Below are 14,388 nucleotides of genomic sequence, written 5' to 3'. Positions count from 1 at the left end.
TAAGACTTCAGGTCTTAGCGATATGCAACCAGGTCTGCACCATCAGACAGGAAGTACAAAGACCCATTGGCTGCCAATGGTGGAACGATGATCTTATCGGGCATTTCAACACGGCCTAAAAGCTCTCCGCTATAAGGGGAGAAAGAATAGGCTTGTTCATTGCTGCCCGCTACGATCAAACGATCAGAGACCAAAATCGGTGTGCTCCAGGTCAGGTTGCCTGTGCGCTCTTCCGGGTCTTCCCATCGGGGAAGGAGCGTAACCCAGTGAATTTTACCATCCAAACGGTTTACACACAGGAGTTCTGCATTCGGGGTAACAACATATAGATAATCACCCGCAATCCACGGTGTTTCCTGACTTGAAATTTCCTTGGACCAATAACGACGCCCGGTCTTCAAGTCAATACTTGTGAACGTCCCGGAGTTGGAAATGGCATACACCCGGCCCCGATCAATAATCGGACGCCCCCGAATGGCGGTGAGGGCTGAAATAGCATCCACACGGCGTGCACCGGTTAAGCTTTCCACCCAAATCTGTTGGCCGTTTTCAACTTTCAAGGCCACAATATCACCGGAGGAAAAGGCCGCGACCACAACACCTTGATCTACTGCCGGGCTGGCCCCGCCCAAAATGCTGGCGGTTTCGGCAATGCCTTTGTGGTCCCATAGCTTATTCCCGTTACGACCATCATAGGCAACCAGTTCGTTATTGAGAGTAATGGCAAAAACACGATTTCCCCGTGCGGTTGGGGCCGCACGCATGGGGGCATCTGTTTTGCTGACCCAGATGGTTTTACCCGTCTTGGCTTCAATTCCAAACAGCAGGGCAAATCCGGTTGCCACATACAGGCGACCATTGTCATAGGCCAGGCCACCGGAAATGTGACCGTCATCTTCATGTTCCGGGGTCAGTTCCTGTTCCCAGATTTTTTCGCCCGTATCTGCATTAAAGGCGCTGACCATATTTTCAGAATCAACGGTGAAAATCTTGCCATCAGCCACGATCGGTTGGGCCACAATCCGTTCTGAATCATCAGAACCAGCCCCCACACTGGTGCGCCATGCCTTGCTCAGGTTCTGGGCCACTTCGATATGATGCATGGCATGGTTGGCAAAACCACCAGCTTGCGGCCAGTTCAGGTTTGGTGCCGGTGGGGGCAGCAGAACTTCCCGTCCGTCCAGATTCGGATCGGGTTTGACAGCGCGTTCATGCAGGAGTACGGAAATACGTTCACCCGGCAAAGGCGGGGCTTCATTTTCCCCAAACCACATATCGCTACATCCACTCAGCGTGATGGTGCAGAGTCCTGCCATGAGAAAACGGCGTAACATCTTTGGGGTCTCCGTATCTTGAAGGAACGTTTTCATGTTGTTTTATCTTTAGTTTGCGTAAGCTTGGGCAAATTCGCCTGCGCGTTGGCGCACACCGGGAGGGGCGCTGGCATCTTCGGCCAGGGTTTTCATCATTTCAGCAGCTTTGGCTGTGTTGCCGGCTTTCGCTTCGGCAAAGGCGATGATTTCCTGTGCACTGTGACGCCACGGGTTTGCACCAGCAGCCAGTGTTTCCAAACGACGAACGATGTCTGCGCCTTCCATGGTATCCAAACCATTGAGCGTGCCTAAAATCAGGGCCATATCGCGAAAGATAGGATCAATTTCGCCATTTTGGGCAATCAGAAAATAAGCGTCTGAGGCTTCTTTCTCTTTGCCTTGTTGGGCCAAAAGACCTGCGGCCTGCATACGGGCCAGTGCGCTATAGCCGCTGCCTTGACCTGCCAGGGCTTGAAAGGCAGTGGAGGCTTCATCAAAATTATTTTGACGGGCAAGCTCAAGCGCAGCGGCATATTGATTGCCCAGTTTTTCACGCTTGTTCATGTCATACGCTTTCCAGCCTTCATAGCCAGCCACGGCAATAACCACAGCTACAATCGCAGCGATTAAAGTGCTGCCATATTGTTTCCACAGCAGGGTCGCTTTGTCCTGGCGTAGTTCTTCATCAATTTCTTTAAAAAGATTGTTTACGGAAGCGTCTTCTTCAGCCACAGCTCATATTCCTAAAAATTCAAAATCGTTGCGATAACATAGCTTTTCAACACCGCCAATGCAAATGCGCTTTCACTTTCCATGCGGGAAAATTTGTTTTTTTGTGACCAAAATAAGGACAAGCTGATAAAAATAGAAAATCGCCCGATTGAATTTGAGAAGAACAACCGATGAAACGTACTTTGTACCTGCTTGCTTTGGGACTGACCATTTTGACGGTGGTTGGCTATGTTATCGGCAAAAACTGGGAAGAAGAGGCCCAAAAAGCCCAAGCGGAACTGGGCCGGACAGAACAGATTAAATTATGGCGAAAACAGGCCAGGCAAGGTGATGCAGAAGCGCAATACCAATTGGGAATTTATTATCAAAATGCTCGGGCAGATTATTTGACGGCACAAAAATGGTTTCGTGTTGCCGCGTCAAAGGGCAGGCATGCAGGTGCACAATACAAACTGGCACAGCTTTATATGAATGGCCAGGGCGTGGAAAACGACTTACCTGCAGCGATGAGCTGGTTTCGAAAGTCTGCGGCCCAAGGCGACGTGCGGGCGCAATATTTCCTTGGCATTGCCTATCGTGATGGATGGGAGCGCAAGGATAATTATATTGAGGCATATAAATGGTTCCTTCTGTCAAACCGTAAAGCAGCGTTGGTTCGTGCAGAAGACCCACGTTTTGACCCCACAGTTGCCCTGGCGGAAATGGATGCGGTCATGAGCCGGTTTGACCGTGAACAGGCACGCAAACGTGTGGCCCGTTGGAAGGCGCGTTAGCGATTGCCCTTTGGTCGGGTTTTCTATAAGGTCAGGCGCGATTGATTCGATTTGATTTAAGGAACATTCCCATGGGTCTTTATGCACTGGCTGGTCCGCTTTTACGTATAGTGTCGCCTGAAAAAGCACACGGTCTTGCCATCAGCGCCTTGAAAAACGGCATTTTGCCGAAAACGTCTGCGGTTGAGGACCCGGTTTTGGTGCAAACGCTGTGGGGAATGGATTTTCAAAACCCGGTGGGGTTGGCCGCAGGGTTTGATAAAAATGGGGAAGTGCCTGATGCAATCCTCAATCAAGGTTTTGGCTTTACCGAAGTGGGGTCTGTTACCCCATTGGCGCAGCCGGGCAACCCCAAGCCACGCTTGTTTCGCTTAAGTGATGACAAGGCTGTAATCAACCGCATGGGCTTTAACAACGAAGGTCTGGATGCTGTGGCGGCCCGGTTGAGAGCACGTCAACGCGTTGGCATCGTTGGGGCAAACCTTGGGAAAAACAAAACGCAGGAAGATGCGGTTGCTGATTATGTTGCAGGTACCAAAGCCCTGGCTCCCTTGTCTGATTATCTGGTGGTGAATGTGTCTTCACCCAACACACCCGGCTTGCGTGCCCTGCAAGGCAAAGATCAATTGATTGCCCTGCTTGCCCCGGTTTTGGAAGCACGCAATAGCGTGGTGAATACAGGCAAAGCGCCCTTGTTGTTAAAAGTCGCCCCGGATCTGACCGATGAAGACAAGGCGGATATTGTGGAAGCGGCCCTTGAAACAGGGATTGACGGGATGATTGTTTCCAACACCACCATTGAACGCCCTGATACGTTGAAAAGTGCTGATAAGGGCGAAGGCGGTGGCTTGAGTGGCCAGCCTTTGTTTGAACCGTCAACCCAGGTGTTAAAAGAAATCGCAAAACTGGTTGATGGCCGTTTCCCGATTATCGGGGTTGGCGGTATTTCAAACGCGGATCAGGCGTATGCCAAAATCCGTGCCGGGGCTTCACTGGTTCAGTTGTATTCTGCTTTGGTTTATGGCGGGCTGGAATTGGTTGGCGAGATCAATCGGGGCCTGATTACCCGGTTGAAGGCTGATGGTTTTGAAAATATTTCTCAGGCTGTTGGTGTGGATTTGTGATAGACTCAGCCCATGTCAAATTTGATCCGTATTTTAAAAGCTGAGCATCTGAATATCGCGCAAATTTTAAGCGAAGTCATGCTCTATGGTGCGCATACCCCGGATGGGCGTGAGCGCTTGATTGCAGCAAAGGAATCTTTCCTGACCCATCTTAAACGTGAGGATGAAGAGCTGTATCCCGTTTTGCAAGAGGCTGCGCAAAACGACGAAAAACTGGCTGAAACCGTTGACCTGTTTATGAAAGATATTCAGGCGGTAAGCGAAAAGGCACTGGCATTTTTTGATAAATATGAAAATGCAGCGCAAAGCCATCAGTTCGAAGCCGACTTTACAGAATTCTTATCCTTGCTGACACAACGCATCCGCAATGAAGAACAGGTCATCTATGAACATTATGACCAGTTGATCAAAAGCTGAGAGTAGATAGAACGTCATCCCCGCATGCGCGAGGATGACGTTGTTTTTTGATCTTAAGCCCCGCTCAGGCGACCCATGGCGAGAAATTTCTCACGGCGCTGGGCTTTCAGGACACCGCCATCGTGTTTAAGCTGTCCGCGAATGGAATTGTCGATCACCTTGCGTACAGACTCATAGGTTTCTTGCGGGCTACGGTGTGCACCACCAAGCGGTTCGTCAATCACATCGTTAATGACACCCAGACGGTGCAGGTCTTGTGCCGTGATATTCAGGGCATCAGCAGCCATTTCTGTATAGTCATTGGAACGCCACAAAATAGAAGCACAGCCTTCCGGTGAAATAACGGAATAAACGGAATGTTCCAGCATGTAGATATCGTTGGCACAGGCAATGGCAATTGCACCCCCTGAGCCCCCTTCACCGATAATCAGTGAGGTAAAGGGCACTTTGACTTGCAGGCATTTTTCAATGGAACGGGCAATGGCCTCAGACTGGCCGCGCTCTTCTGCATCGGCACCGGGGAAGGCCCCTGCGGTATCGACAAAAGTAATGATCGGCAGGTTAAAACGTTCAGCCATATCCATTAAACGTTGGGCTTTACGGTAGCCTTCGGGTTTTGCCATGCCGAAATTATGTTTGACGCGTGTTTCCGTGGTATTGCCTTTTTCATGGCCCATAACAACAACGCTATGGCCTTCAAAACGGCCAAGGCCACCGACGATGGCACAATCTTCTGCATAAAGACGGTCCCCTGCCAGCGGGGTGAAATCTTCGATCAGGTTTTCGATATAATCAACGGTATGCGGGCGTTCGGGGTGGCGGGCAACTTGTGTTTTTTGCCAGGGTGTCAGTTTGGAATAGGTGTTTTGCAGCAGCTTTTCAGCTTTGTTCTGCAAGCGACCGACTTCTTCTGCGATATTGATTTCTTCACCAGAGGCACTGACGTGGCGCAGCTCTTTAATCTTACCTTCCAATTCGGCAATTGGCTTTTCGAAATCAAGATACGTATGCATGAAACCCTCAAGCTGGCAAATAGTCGTAAAGAAATGGAGGCAAAAAGAAACCGCCGACGCTCTTTTTGCGCCAGCGGTTCACAGAATGCAAGCTTTTTAAGTATTAGCTGGTTTGGCTTGGGCTGATATGGCTGCTGACTTTTTTGTCAGCATCTTGCGGGTAATCCACGCCAACCCCATAAAGCGGGTCTTCAATCACGTTGATTTCAACCATGTCGCCTGCCTTTTCCAACAGAACCTGACAGTCCGGGCTAAGATGGCGCAGATGGAGTTGCTTACCTGCTTTTAGATAGCGATCAGCCAAGGCATCAATGGCTTCCAGACCTGAATGATCCCACACACGCGATTCTACGAAATCAATCACCACATCATCGGGATCATTCTTTGGATCAAACAGTTCTTTAAAGCTGGCGATGGAGCCAAAAAACAATGGGCCGTGCAGTCGATAGACTTTGGAACCATTGGGTAACATTTCAGTGCTGACATCAATGCGCTTGGCCGCTTTCCAGGCAAAGACAAGGGCAGAGACAATGACACCGACGACAACGGCAATTGCCAGGTCACTGATCACGGTTACACCAGAAACCAAAATCAATACAAACGCATCTGTGCGCGGAATTTTGGTCAGGATCCTAAACGAACTCCACTCAAAGGTGCCGATGACCACCATGAACATCACACCGACGAGAGCTGCCAGCGGGATTTGTTCAATCAAAGGGGAGGCAAACAGGATGAAGGAGAGCAGGAAGAGAGCTGCTGCAATACCTGCCAGACGGCCACGACCGCCAGAGTTCACGTTGATCATGGATTGACCGATCATCGCACAACCGCCCATACCACCAAAGAAACCTGTTGCGATGTTTGCAGCCCCTTGAGCCATACATTCTTGAGAGGCACGACCACGTGTTTCAGTCAGTTCCGCCACCAGTGTCAGGGTTAGCAGGGATTCAATCAAGCCAATCGCAGCCAGAATGACGGCATAAGGCAGGATGATGTAAAGAGTATCAAGGTTCAGGGGAACGCTTGGGATATGGAATTCCGGCAGGCCCCCGGCAATGCTTGCCATGTCACCCACTGTGCGTGTATCCAATCCGCCGTAAATCACCACGAGAGAGACCACGGCAATTGCTGCGAGCGGGGCAGGGATTAAGGTTGTGAATTTGGGCAGATATTTGATAATCGCCATCGTCACAAGGACAAGGCCAAGCATGAGGTAAAGGGGCTCGCCTGTCATCCATTGCAGCTGACCTGTGACATCTTCAACCTTAAACTGGCCGAGCTGGGCCAGGAAAATCACAATGGCCAAACCGTTGACAAAACCTAACATCACGGGGTGCGGTACAAGGCGGATGAATTTCCCCAGATGAAGTGCGCCTGCAATGACCTGTAATATCCCCATCAGCACGACAGTGGCAAAAAGATATTCCACGCCATGTTGGGCAACCAGTGTCACCATGACAACGGCCAAGGCCCCTGTTGCCCCACTGATCATACCGGGGCGACCGCCAAAAACAGCTGTGATCAAGCCGACCATGAAGGCGGCATAAAGACCGACAAGCGGGTGAACACCAGCAACAAAGGCAAAGGCAACGGCTTCCGGGACAAGGGCAAGCGCCACTGTCAAACCGGAGAGAAGATCCACACGCGCGTTGGCGGATGCTTTGGAGACAAGCTGAAACATAAGGGGGAACCTCAGGATAAAAATCTATTGTGCAATGCAAAAAATTATGCGGGTCATAGCAGTATTCGGCTATGACCGCAAATAGAATCTATGCCTGAATAAAGGGGATACGGTTAAGAGAAGCATCCATGGTGATGATGCGATTACGCCCGGAACGCTTGGCTTCATACATGCGCGTATCGGCGGTTTCAACCAGTTCCATCCAGTCCTTACAGCCATCTTCATGCAGTTCTGCAACACCGATACTGACAGTTAACGGTTTGCCGTCAGGGCGCTCGCCAAATTCTTTTTCCTGAATACGGTCTAAAATGACATTTAGATTATCTTTGGGGGTATTGGGTAAGAGCAAAAGGAATTCCTCGCCCCCCCAACGAATGAGAAGGTCGGTGCGGCGCAGGCAATGAAATAGCTTTTCTGAAAATTGCTTCAGCACATCATCACCGCGGGCATGACCATATTTGTCATTTACGGGTTTGAAGTTATCAATATCAATAAATAAGGCAACCAGGGCGGTTTCGTTGCGTATGGCCATACGATATTGCAGATCAAGGAATTCTTCCCCTGAATGGCGGGTATAGGCCCCGGTCAGGCTGTCGCGCAGGGTATCATTGACCAGTGAAATCAGATACTGCAACTGGCTGGTGCCGGAAATCAATGAAATCCCCAAAAAGACAACCATCAGCCAGATTGCTTTGATAAAACCCTCAATATCAAGAGATGATTGCTGGATGGCCTCTAGAATGACAATCAGAAAGACAATGCCGCCTACGCTTAAAGTCTCGACAACGGCGAGTGGGAAGATACTCATGCCTGCGACAATAATATATGGAGTGAGTTCATAAACCCCGGTGAGAATTTCACCGAGATGGGTATGATCCATTTTGAGCAAGAAGGGGTGGGAAATGAGATAAAAGACCAGGGGAATGGCAAACATGCCACAAATCAGCAGATACACATTTTTCATCTGGCTGAATGTTGGCGCAAGGCGATAGAGCCAGAAAAAGAAAAAGGCCGAACTGACACGTAAAAGCGCCAGTAACCCCCAATAGGGCCAGGCAAAAGCCATCAGGTCCAGCCCGATACCAAAGGGGACGGTGATGGCAAAAAGGAGGCTGAGAAACCCAACCCGGCTGGCAATAATACGCGAGCGGTGGCGCTGGATATGTTCAGAATGGCGATGGGGCGTGAACAGGTCACTGTTGGCCTTCAACCATTTAATCGGGTTGAAGACCCCATTTGGCAGTTTTTCTGGATTTGTATAGGCGCTCATTTTCCTGTCCCTATAAGGTATTATCTGCCTTTTTGGTGTCGTTCAACTCATAGTAATAAAAAAGGCCCGGATGAAAATTCCGGGCCTTTGCTTAAGTAGATATGCATAGAAAGGCTTACAAACCGTATGCTTCTGCCAATTCTGGGTCTTTCGCGGCAACTTGTTTCGCAAGGTCAACGATAACTTTTGCTTGCTTCCAGGTTGCGTCATCCTGCATTTTACCATCAATCATGACAGCACCTGTGCCATCTGGCATGGCTTCAAGGATACGAATGGCAAATTTCGTTTCTTCGATATCCGGGGAAAAGACTTTCTTGGCGATATCAATTTGTTTCGGGTGCAGGGACCAGGCACCTACACACCCCATGAGGAAGGCATTACGGAACTGTGCTTCACACGCATCATTGTCGGAGAAATCACCGAACGGGCCGTAGAATGCCTTGATGCCGTTGGACTGACAGGCATCAACCATCTTTGCCACAGTGAAGTGCCACAGGTCTTGTTGGTAGAGGGTACGTGCAGCACCTTCTTCACGGGCATCTTCCAAAACGCCATAGAACGGATGACCACCGCCGACACGTGTTGTTTTCATGCCACGAGAAGCCGCCAAATCTGCTGGGCCGAGGCTCATACCGTGCATACGCGGGGACGCAGCAGCAATCTCAGAAACTTGTTCCACACCCAGCGCAGTTTCCAAAATAGCATGGATCATGATCGGCTTTTGAACATTGTGCTTGGCTTCCAGTTGGGCCAGCAGCTGGTCTACGTAGTGAATATCCCACGGGCCTTCTACTTTCGGTAGCATGAGAACGTCCAGCTTATCGCCAGCGGCTGCAACGATTTCTGTGACATCATCAAGGAACCAAGGAGAGTTCAGGCAGTTCACACGTGTCCATAGGGATGTGTTGCCAAAATCCGTATTTTTCGCCACTTCGATAAAGCCGGCGCGGGCTTCTTCTTTGGCATCAGCCGGGATGGCATCTTCTAGGTTGCCAAGGATCACATCAACTTTCTTGACCATATCCGGCACTTTTGCACGCATTTTTTCCATGTGCGGCGGGAAGAAGTGGATCATGCGCTCCAGTTTCACCGGGACTTCGCGGTACGGCTGCGGGGCACCGATGGCGAGGGGCTCAAAAAACTTCTTTGCAGGTTTGGTCATGTTAAACGTTTCCATTTTTCTTCATTTAAGGGAATCTGAAAGGGATTGTGCATTGCGGCGATGCACTGCACAAGTATTTTTTCAAGAAATGAAGTTGCATTTGCAACTTGTTAAGTCTTGGGACGTCATCTCCGGCTTGATCGGGGATCTTTATCCTCTTTTAAAAAGGTCCTCATTCATCCTCATCCGGATTAAACAAGGCGGCCAGTGGGTGTTTGTTCAGCACCAATTGCTTTTCGCGCTCCCCAATCATATGGGTATAGATGGTGGTGGTAGAGATATCGGCATGGCCAAGCATTTGCTGCAAAGACCGCAAATCCACATCACGGTCCAACAAGTGGCTGGCAAAAGAATGACGTAGGACATGGGGGGAGACTTTCTTGGTAATTCCGGCCTTAAGCGCCAGGTTTTTAAGTTCCTTATCAAAGGTCATGCGTGAGACATGGCCTTCCTTGGCGCTGCGTGAGGGAAAAAGCCAGGGGCTTTCCTGGCCCTCTCGTAAAAATTTATGACGTACGGTGCGGTATACTTCAACAGCTTCAAGGGCGGTGCTTGTAATGGGGATCATACGTTCCTTACTGCCTTTGCCCATAACGATCAGCATGCCATCCTGGCGGCTAAAGGCAGACAGGGGCAGGCCAACCAGTTCGGAGACCCGCAGGCCACAGGCATAGAGAATTTCCAGCTGTGCCAAAAGCCGCAACCCTTTGGGGCTGTGATCGGTGCGGGCTTCTTTTAAAAGCTGATCGACTTCTTCTTCTGTCAGGTATTTGGGTAAGGGACGCCCGAGTTTTGGGCTGTCCAAAGTTGCCGCCGGGTCATCTGCGCGCAATCGTTCCCCATACATGAATTTGAAAAATTGTTTCATCGCCGATAGACGGCGTGCAGCGGTGCGCGGGGCATAGCCACTGTCATGAATCATCTTGATAAAGCTGCGCAAATCATGCGTATTTGCCGTTTCTACCCTTTTGTTTTTTTTGAGCAAATGGGTTTCCAGCTTTTCAAGGTCGCGGCGGTAGTTTTCCAGTGTATTGGGAGCAGCCCCACGTTCCACAGACATCATTTGCAGGAATGATGTAATGTGGCGTGAGGCTTTTTTCACCTTCTAAAATCCGGCTTGCAGGGCAGTTTCAACGGCGAGGGCACGGGCATCACGTTCCAGCCCAACAGAACGTAAGGCAAAAAGGACGTCGCGAATAAAGGTGCTGTTCATGTGGGCGGTGTTTTGATGACCAAGCCCCTGAAGGGCCATGAGAACGGTTTCACCCACACGGCCTGCCATGGCTGCTTTATCCATCTTGACCCAGATACCGGCCTTGGGCACCTGGCGTGCGGGCAGGGTTGGGCCGTCCATCAGTTCCAGCCACAGGCGGTCGGCTACATTCAGGCCCAATCCGTCGGCAATGCTGAAAATATGACTGGCCTTGGCAAAGGAGGTTGGTTTTTCCGGTTGTGCTTTCCACCAGCCGTAAAGGGTCTGGTTCACCGCTTCTGTTGCCACATCAAAGCCTGCAAAGACGGCCAACGGGCGAATGGCTGTCCATGTTTTGGCCGCTTCTGAATCGGTAAAGGCGGCATTGCGCAACATCAGATACCAGGATTTGGCAGCTTCCCAGTCCCCGGCAGCAAGCAAGGCACGCATGGCTTTGGGCGCAAACCACAAAAGGTCAATACTGCGTCTCACGTCCTTGATCATGGGGCGATAAAGGCGGGCAATGCTAAAAAAGGTGCCATTGGTTTTCGCCAGCTCAAAGGCCAAAGACATGGTTTCTGTGCGGATCACATCCAGTTGCTTGGGCTTGGCACTGACCTGATAAAGCAGGGCTTGTGCTTTTAGCGGGTCTTCAAAATTTTGTGCAGCGCTTAAGGAATCAGTCAGTTCCTCTTTATTGAACTGGATCCGTTTAAAGGTTTCACGCAAGAAATCCACGCTGGCAATATTATGCTCAACCGCCTTTTGAATCGCCTGAACATCGCCTGCCTTGGTCAAAAAGGCCAACATGATCGGATCGTCAGAGGCACGTACCTCTTTGGAAAGAACGGCTTTGTTAGCATTAATCAGGGCAAGGTCCAGGGCTTTTGGGTCTGCCAGATGGTCGACTTTGCCTCGTTCCCCGTTATTCAGCGCATCCATGAGATTGTAATAGGTCGGATCGCTATCCCCGCTCTCGCGCAAGAGGGACAGAGACAGCATGGCCTGATCCTTTTGCTTGGCGAGCATACGGCAAAAGGCCATGGTTTTTACCCAGAAAGAATCTTGAGAAGCCGCAAAGTTTGCAGCTGCCAAGGCACAAGCCTTGGAAATCTCGTTATTTAACAACAGGGCTTCGGTTTCTAAAATAGCAAGATCGTTGTTGCGTTCATCTTTTGGGGCACTGTTGATCAGGGAAATCACATCTTGTGTTTGGCCCATTTCTGCCAGTTTGGCAGCGCGTAAGGATAAAAGGGATTTTTCCCCACTTCTGCCTTTGGGGGGCTGGGCGGCACTGAGCAACAGGCGGCGCTGTAAAATCCGCAGGTAAGGCGCAGAGGGGCGCGTGGGCAATTTTTGGAGCATCGCCTCAACAAGGGGACGGTCTGTGCCGGACCACATGGTCGAAGGAAAGGCTTTGCGACCACTTAAAACGCCCAGAGATTCTGTACTGACCTGATCCAGTGATTGCACATTGATGCCACCGGATATGGTTTTGACCGCAACAGGTGTGACGTCAGGAACCGTTTTGGCTTCGCTTCCCGCAGGGCTGAGTGTGCGCGGTGCCAAGGTACGTGGGCCTGCCTCTTGGGCATAAGAAACAGAAGCTGCGCTTAACAAAGCAAGGGCAGTAGCAGACGCTTTCAGAAAAGAATGCATGGGCTTAACGGGGGAAACGGTCGTCAGCAATGGTTTTGCTGACCGGGGCTGTCGGGGCAGGGATATCCCATGTCGCCAAAAATACACCAGCACCGCCAAGGGTGAGCAAAACAAGTATCAGCAAGAACTTCGAAAGAGCCTTCATGGTCGAAAATTTCTACTTTTCTGTGTCAATAATCAGATGTTGTGTGCGCAGTCTAACCGTCTCTTGTGACAGTTTCAACGCAATCTATGAAGAATTCTACTACCGAAAATCTAAATTCTTAATTAAAGTAGGGCAAAATTTATGAGTAATTCAGATATCCAAAATGGTAGATCGTGCCAAATAAACAAAAAAAGCTAAAACTGCCAAAAGGAAATACGTTGGTGATTGTTGGGTTGATGGGGGCTGGAAAATCCTGCATCGGGCGCAACTTGGCTAAATATTACGGTATCCCCTTTGTCGATGCTGATCGCGAGATTGAAGAGGCCGCAGGCTGTTGCGTTGCCGATATTTTCGAAATCTATGGCGAAGCGGAATTTCGTGATGGGGAACGCCGGGTGATTAAACGTATTTTAGAAGGCGAGCCTTGCATTCTGGCAACAGGAGGCGGGGCTTTTATGAATGGGGAAACGCGAAAATTGATTTCCCAAACCGGGACAAGCCTGTGGTTAAAAGCCGATGTGGAAGTTTTGATTAAACGAACCTCCGGGCGCAAACACCGTCCCCTTTTAAATAAGGGGAATCCGGCGAATGTTTTGCGCAAATTGGCACAGGAACGCTATCCGGTTTATGGCGAAGCAGATATTGTGGTGGAAACCAAAGACGAACCCCTGGATGCCACGGTGAAACGGGTCGTGGCAACTTTGAAGAAATTGAGCGTAAAAGATGACAACTGATCAAAATACCCTTCATGTAGACCTTGGCGAACGTAGTTATGATATTGTGGCTGGCCCTGGTGTTTTATCTCAGGCAGGCGAGATGTTTGCCCCTTTGTTAAAAAACAAACGGGTTGTGATTGTGACGGACAGTAATGTGGGGCCGCTTTATCTCGATAAGCTCTGTTCTGTTCTGGGTGGAGCAGGGATTAAGCACGAGGCTGTGACGCTACCTGCTGGCGAAGCGACCAAAAGCATTTCCAAATTTGAAGGGCTGTTGGAAGATATCCTTGCCATGGGGATTGAACGTGGCACAACCTTGGTTGCGCTGGGCGGTGGGGTGATTGGGGATATCACAGGCTTTGCGGCCTCTGCCTTGTTGCGCGGGATTGATTTTATTCAGGTGCCAACCACTTTGCTGTCTCAAGTCGATAGTTCGGTTGGCGGGAAAACGGGTATCAATGCTAAGGCTGGGAAAAACCTGATCGGGGCTTTTCACCAGCCACGCCTTGTGTTGATTGATACGGAAAGCCTCAACACCCTGCCTAAACGTGAACTTCTGGCCGGTTATGCCGAGGTGGTGAAATATGGCCTGTTGGGTGATGAAGAATTTTTCAGCTGGCTGGAAGAAAACGGGGCCGCTCTTGTAAATGGCGATCAGGATTTGCGCCGCCAAGCCATTTTGCGCAGCTGCGCCGCCAAGGCGGATGTGGTTGCCCAGGATGAAAAAGAAGGCGGGGTGCGTGCCTTGTTGAACTTGGGCCATACTTTTGGTCACGCACTGGAAAAAGAGTGTGGTTATGACGGCGACTTGCTGCATGGTGAAGCGGTGTCCATCGGTATGGTCATGGCGTTTGAATTTTGTGCAGCCCAAGGGATTTGCCCACAAGCAGATGCAGAGCGGGTGAAAGCACACCTGAGGGGCCTGAATATGCCGATTGATCTGTCTGGCCTGCCATGTCAGGACTGGAGCGCTGAATTGCTGATGAAGCATATGATGAAGGATAAGAAGGTGAAAGACGGTAAAGTCACTTTTGTCCTTGTGCGTGGCATCGGGCAAGCCTATCTCAGTCGCGATGTGGAAGATGCGGATTTACAAGCTTACCTGAATGACTTGCTTGAGCGTTCGCGCTCGAAATAAAAATAGCGTCATCCTCGCGTAGGCGGGGATCTTTGTGACGGGGCAGGAGAGTC

General features: G+C 50.3%; 14 protein-coding genes. 5 read left to right on the top strand and 9 right to left on the bottom strand.

Annotated elements, in window-relative coordinates; genetic code table 11:
• Positions 1-14: 14 nt before the first annotated feature.
• Together E4K71_RS10525 and E4K71_RS10520 are read right to left on the bottom strand one after the other, a co-directional pair.
• Positions 15-1,370, bottom strand: a complete 1,356-nt coding sequence (locus tag E4K71_RS10525; protein ID WP_240796793.1) for a PQQ-binding-like beta-propeller repeat protein — start codon at positions 1,368-1,370, stop codon at positions 15-17.
• A 12-nt stretch (positions 1,371-1,382) separates the two neighbouring features.
• Positions 1,383-2,045 carry a tetratricopeptide repeat protein gene (locus tag E4K71_RS10520; protein WP_135079337.1) on the bottom strand — a complete coding sequence of 221 codons (663 nt, stop codon included), beginning with the start codon at positions 2,043-2,045 and terminating at the stop codon, positions 1,383-1,385.
• Positions 2,046-2,215: 170 nt separating this feature from the next.
• Between E4K71_RS10520 and E4K71_RS10515 the strand changes: the two genes are divergently transcribed.
• The 3 genes from E4K71_RS10515 (at position 2,216) to E4K71_RS10505 (ending at position 4,359) form a co-directional block, all read left to right on the top strand.
• Entirely contained in the window at positions 2,216-2,818 is a 603-nt protein-coding gene (locus tag E4K71_RS10515) for a tetratricopeptide repeat protein (RefSeq protein WP_135079335.1), read from the top strand.
• A gap of 71 nt (positions 2,819-2,889) precedes the next feature.
• A complete protein-coding gene (locus tag E4K71_RS10510) occupies positions 2,890-3,942 on the top strand; it encodes a quinone-dependent dihydroorotate dehydrogenase (protein ID WP_135079333.1) in 1,053 nt (350 codons plus the stop codon).
• Between the two features lie 12 nt (positions 3,943-3,954).
• Positions 3,955-4,359 carry a hemerythrin domain-containing protein gene (locus tag E4K71_RS10505; RefSeq protein ID WP_135079331.1) on the top strand — a complete coding sequence of 135 codons (405 nt, stop codon included), beginning with the start codon at positions 3,955-3,957 and terminating at the stop codon, positions 4,357-4,359.
• Positions 4,360-4,412: 53 nt separating this feature from the next.
• On the opposite strand, the gene E4K71_RS10500 is transcribed toward E4K71_RS10505, so the two are convergent.
• From E4K71_RS10500 to E4K71_RS18250, 7 genes are all read right to left on the bottom strand, one after another.
• A complete protein-coding gene (locus E4K71_RS10500; RefSeq protein WP_135079329.1) occupies positions 4,413-5,372 on the bottom strand; it encodes an acetyl-CoA carboxylase carboxyltransferase subunit alpha in 960 nt (319 codons plus the stop codon).
• Between the two features lie 103 nt (positions 5,373-5,475).
• Positions 5,476-7,053, bottom strand: coding sequence for a SulP family inorganic anion transporter (locus E4K71_RS10495; RefSeq protein ID WP_135079327.1), 1,578 nt, complete (start codon positions 7,051-7,053; stop codon positions 5,476-5,478).
• Positions 7,054-7,141: 88 nt separating this feature from the next.
• The gene (locus E4K71_RS10490) at positions 7,142-8,323 is read right to left on the bottom strand and encodes a GGDEF domain-containing protein (RefSeq protein ID WP_135079325.1); all 1,182 of its coding nucleotides are present in this window, start codon (positions 8,321-8,323) and stop codon (positions 7,142-7,144) included.
• A gap of 115 nt (positions 8,324-8,438) precedes the next feature.
• Entirely contained in the window at positions 8,439-9,485 is a 1,047-nt protein-coding gene (locus E4K71_RS10485) for a CoA ester lyase (RefSeq protein WP_135079323.1), read from the bottom strand.
• Positions 9,486-9,657: 172 nt separating this feature from the next.
• Positions 9,658-10,587, bottom strand: a complete 930-nt coding sequence (locus E4K71_RS10480; RefSeq protein ID WP_135079321.1) for a site-specific tyrosine recombinase XerD — start codon at positions 10,585-10,587, stop codon at positions 9,658-9,660.
• A gap of 3 nt (positions 10,588-10,590) precedes the next feature.
• Positions 10,591-12,336, bottom strand: coding sequence for a hypothetical protein (locus E4K71_RS10475; RefSeq protein WP_135079319.1), 1,746 nt, complete (start codon positions 12,334-12,336; stop codon positions 10,591-10,593).
• Between the two features lie 4 nt (positions 12,337-12,340).
• Positions 12,341-12,481 carry a hypothetical protein gene (locus E4K71_RS18250; RefSeq protein ID WP_167730451.1) on the bottom strand — a complete coding sequence of 47 codons (141 nt, stop codon included), beginning with the start codon at positions 12,479-12,481 and terminating at the stop codon, positions 12,341-12,343.
• A 173-nt stretch (positions 12,482-12,654) separates the two neighbouring features.
• Between E4K71_RS18250 and E4K71_RS10470 the strand changes: the two genes are divergently transcribed.
• A complete protein-coding gene (locus tag E4K71_RS10470; protein WP_240796792.1) occupies positions 12,655-13,215 on the top strand; it encodes a shikimate kinase in 561 nt (186 codons plus the stop codon).
• Positions 13,205-14,335, top strand: a complete 1,131-nt coding sequence (gene aroB, locus E4K71_RS10465; RefSeq protein ID WP_135079315.1) for a 3-dehydroquinate synthase — start codon at positions 13,205-13,207, stop codon at positions 14,333-14,335. The genes E4K71_RS10470 and aroB overlap by 11 nt, the downstream gene beginning before the upstream one ends.
• Positions 14,336-14,388 lie beyond the last annotated feature (53 nt).

It is taken from the genome of Terasakiella sp. SH-1 (assembly GCF_004564135.1).
Classification (GTDB): Bacteria; Pseudomonadota; Alphaproteobacteria; order Rhodospirillales; family Terasakiellaceae; genus Terasakiella.
This window is presented reverse-complemented; position numbering and strand designations above follow the sequence as displayed.

What these genes read in the sequence shown, in the direction of transcription:
- E4K71_RS10515 (WP_135079335.1), top strand. Translation starts at nt 2,216, where the DNA reads ATGAAACGTACTTTGTACCTGCTTGCTTTGGGACTGACCATTTTGACG.
- E4K71_RS10495 (WP_135079327.1), bottom strand. Translation starts at nt 7,053, where the DNA reads ATGTTTCAGCTTGTCTCCAAAGCATCCGCCAACGCGCGTGTGGATCTT.
- E4K71_RS10490 (WP_135079325.1), bottom strand. Translation starts at nt 8,323, where the DNA reads ATGAGCGCCTATACAAATCCAGAAAAACTGCCAAATGGGGTCTTCAAC.
- E4K71_RS10475 (WP_135079319.1), bottom strand. Translation starts at nt 12,336, where the DNA reads ATGCATTCTTTTCTGAAAGCGTCTGCTACTGCCCTTGCTTTGTTAAGC.
- aroB (WP_135079315.1), top strand. Translation starts at nt 13,205, where the DNA reads ATGACAACTGATCAAAATACCCTTCATGTAGACCTTGGCGAACGTAGT.
- E4K71_RS18250 (WP_167730451.1), bottom strand. Translation starts at nt 12,481, where the DNA reads ATGAAGGCTCTTTCGAAGTTCTTGCTGATACTTGTTTTGCTCACCCTT.
- E4K71_RS10510 (WP_135079333.1), top strand. Translation starts at nt 2,890, where the DNA reads ATGGGTCTTTATGCACTGGCTGGTCCGCTTTTACGTATAGTGTCGCCT.
- E4K71_RS10505 (WP_135079331.1), top strand. Translation starts at nt 3,955, where the DNA reads ATGTCAAATTTGATCCGTATTTTAAAAGCTGAGCATCTGAATATCGCG.
- E4K71_RS10525 (WP_240796793.1), bottom strand. Translation starts at nt 1,370, where the DNA reads ATGAAAACGTTCCTTCAAGATACGGAGACCCCAAAGATGTTACGCCGT.
- E4K71_RS10500 (WP_135079329.1), bottom strand. Translation starts at nt 5,372, where the DNA reads ATGCATACGTATCTTGATTTCGAAAAGCCAATTGCCGAATTGGAAGGT.
- E4K71_RS10485 (WP_135079323.1), bottom strand. Translation starts at nt 9,485, where the DNA reads ATGACCAAACCTGCAAAGAAGTTTTTTGAGCCCCTCGCCATCGGTGCC.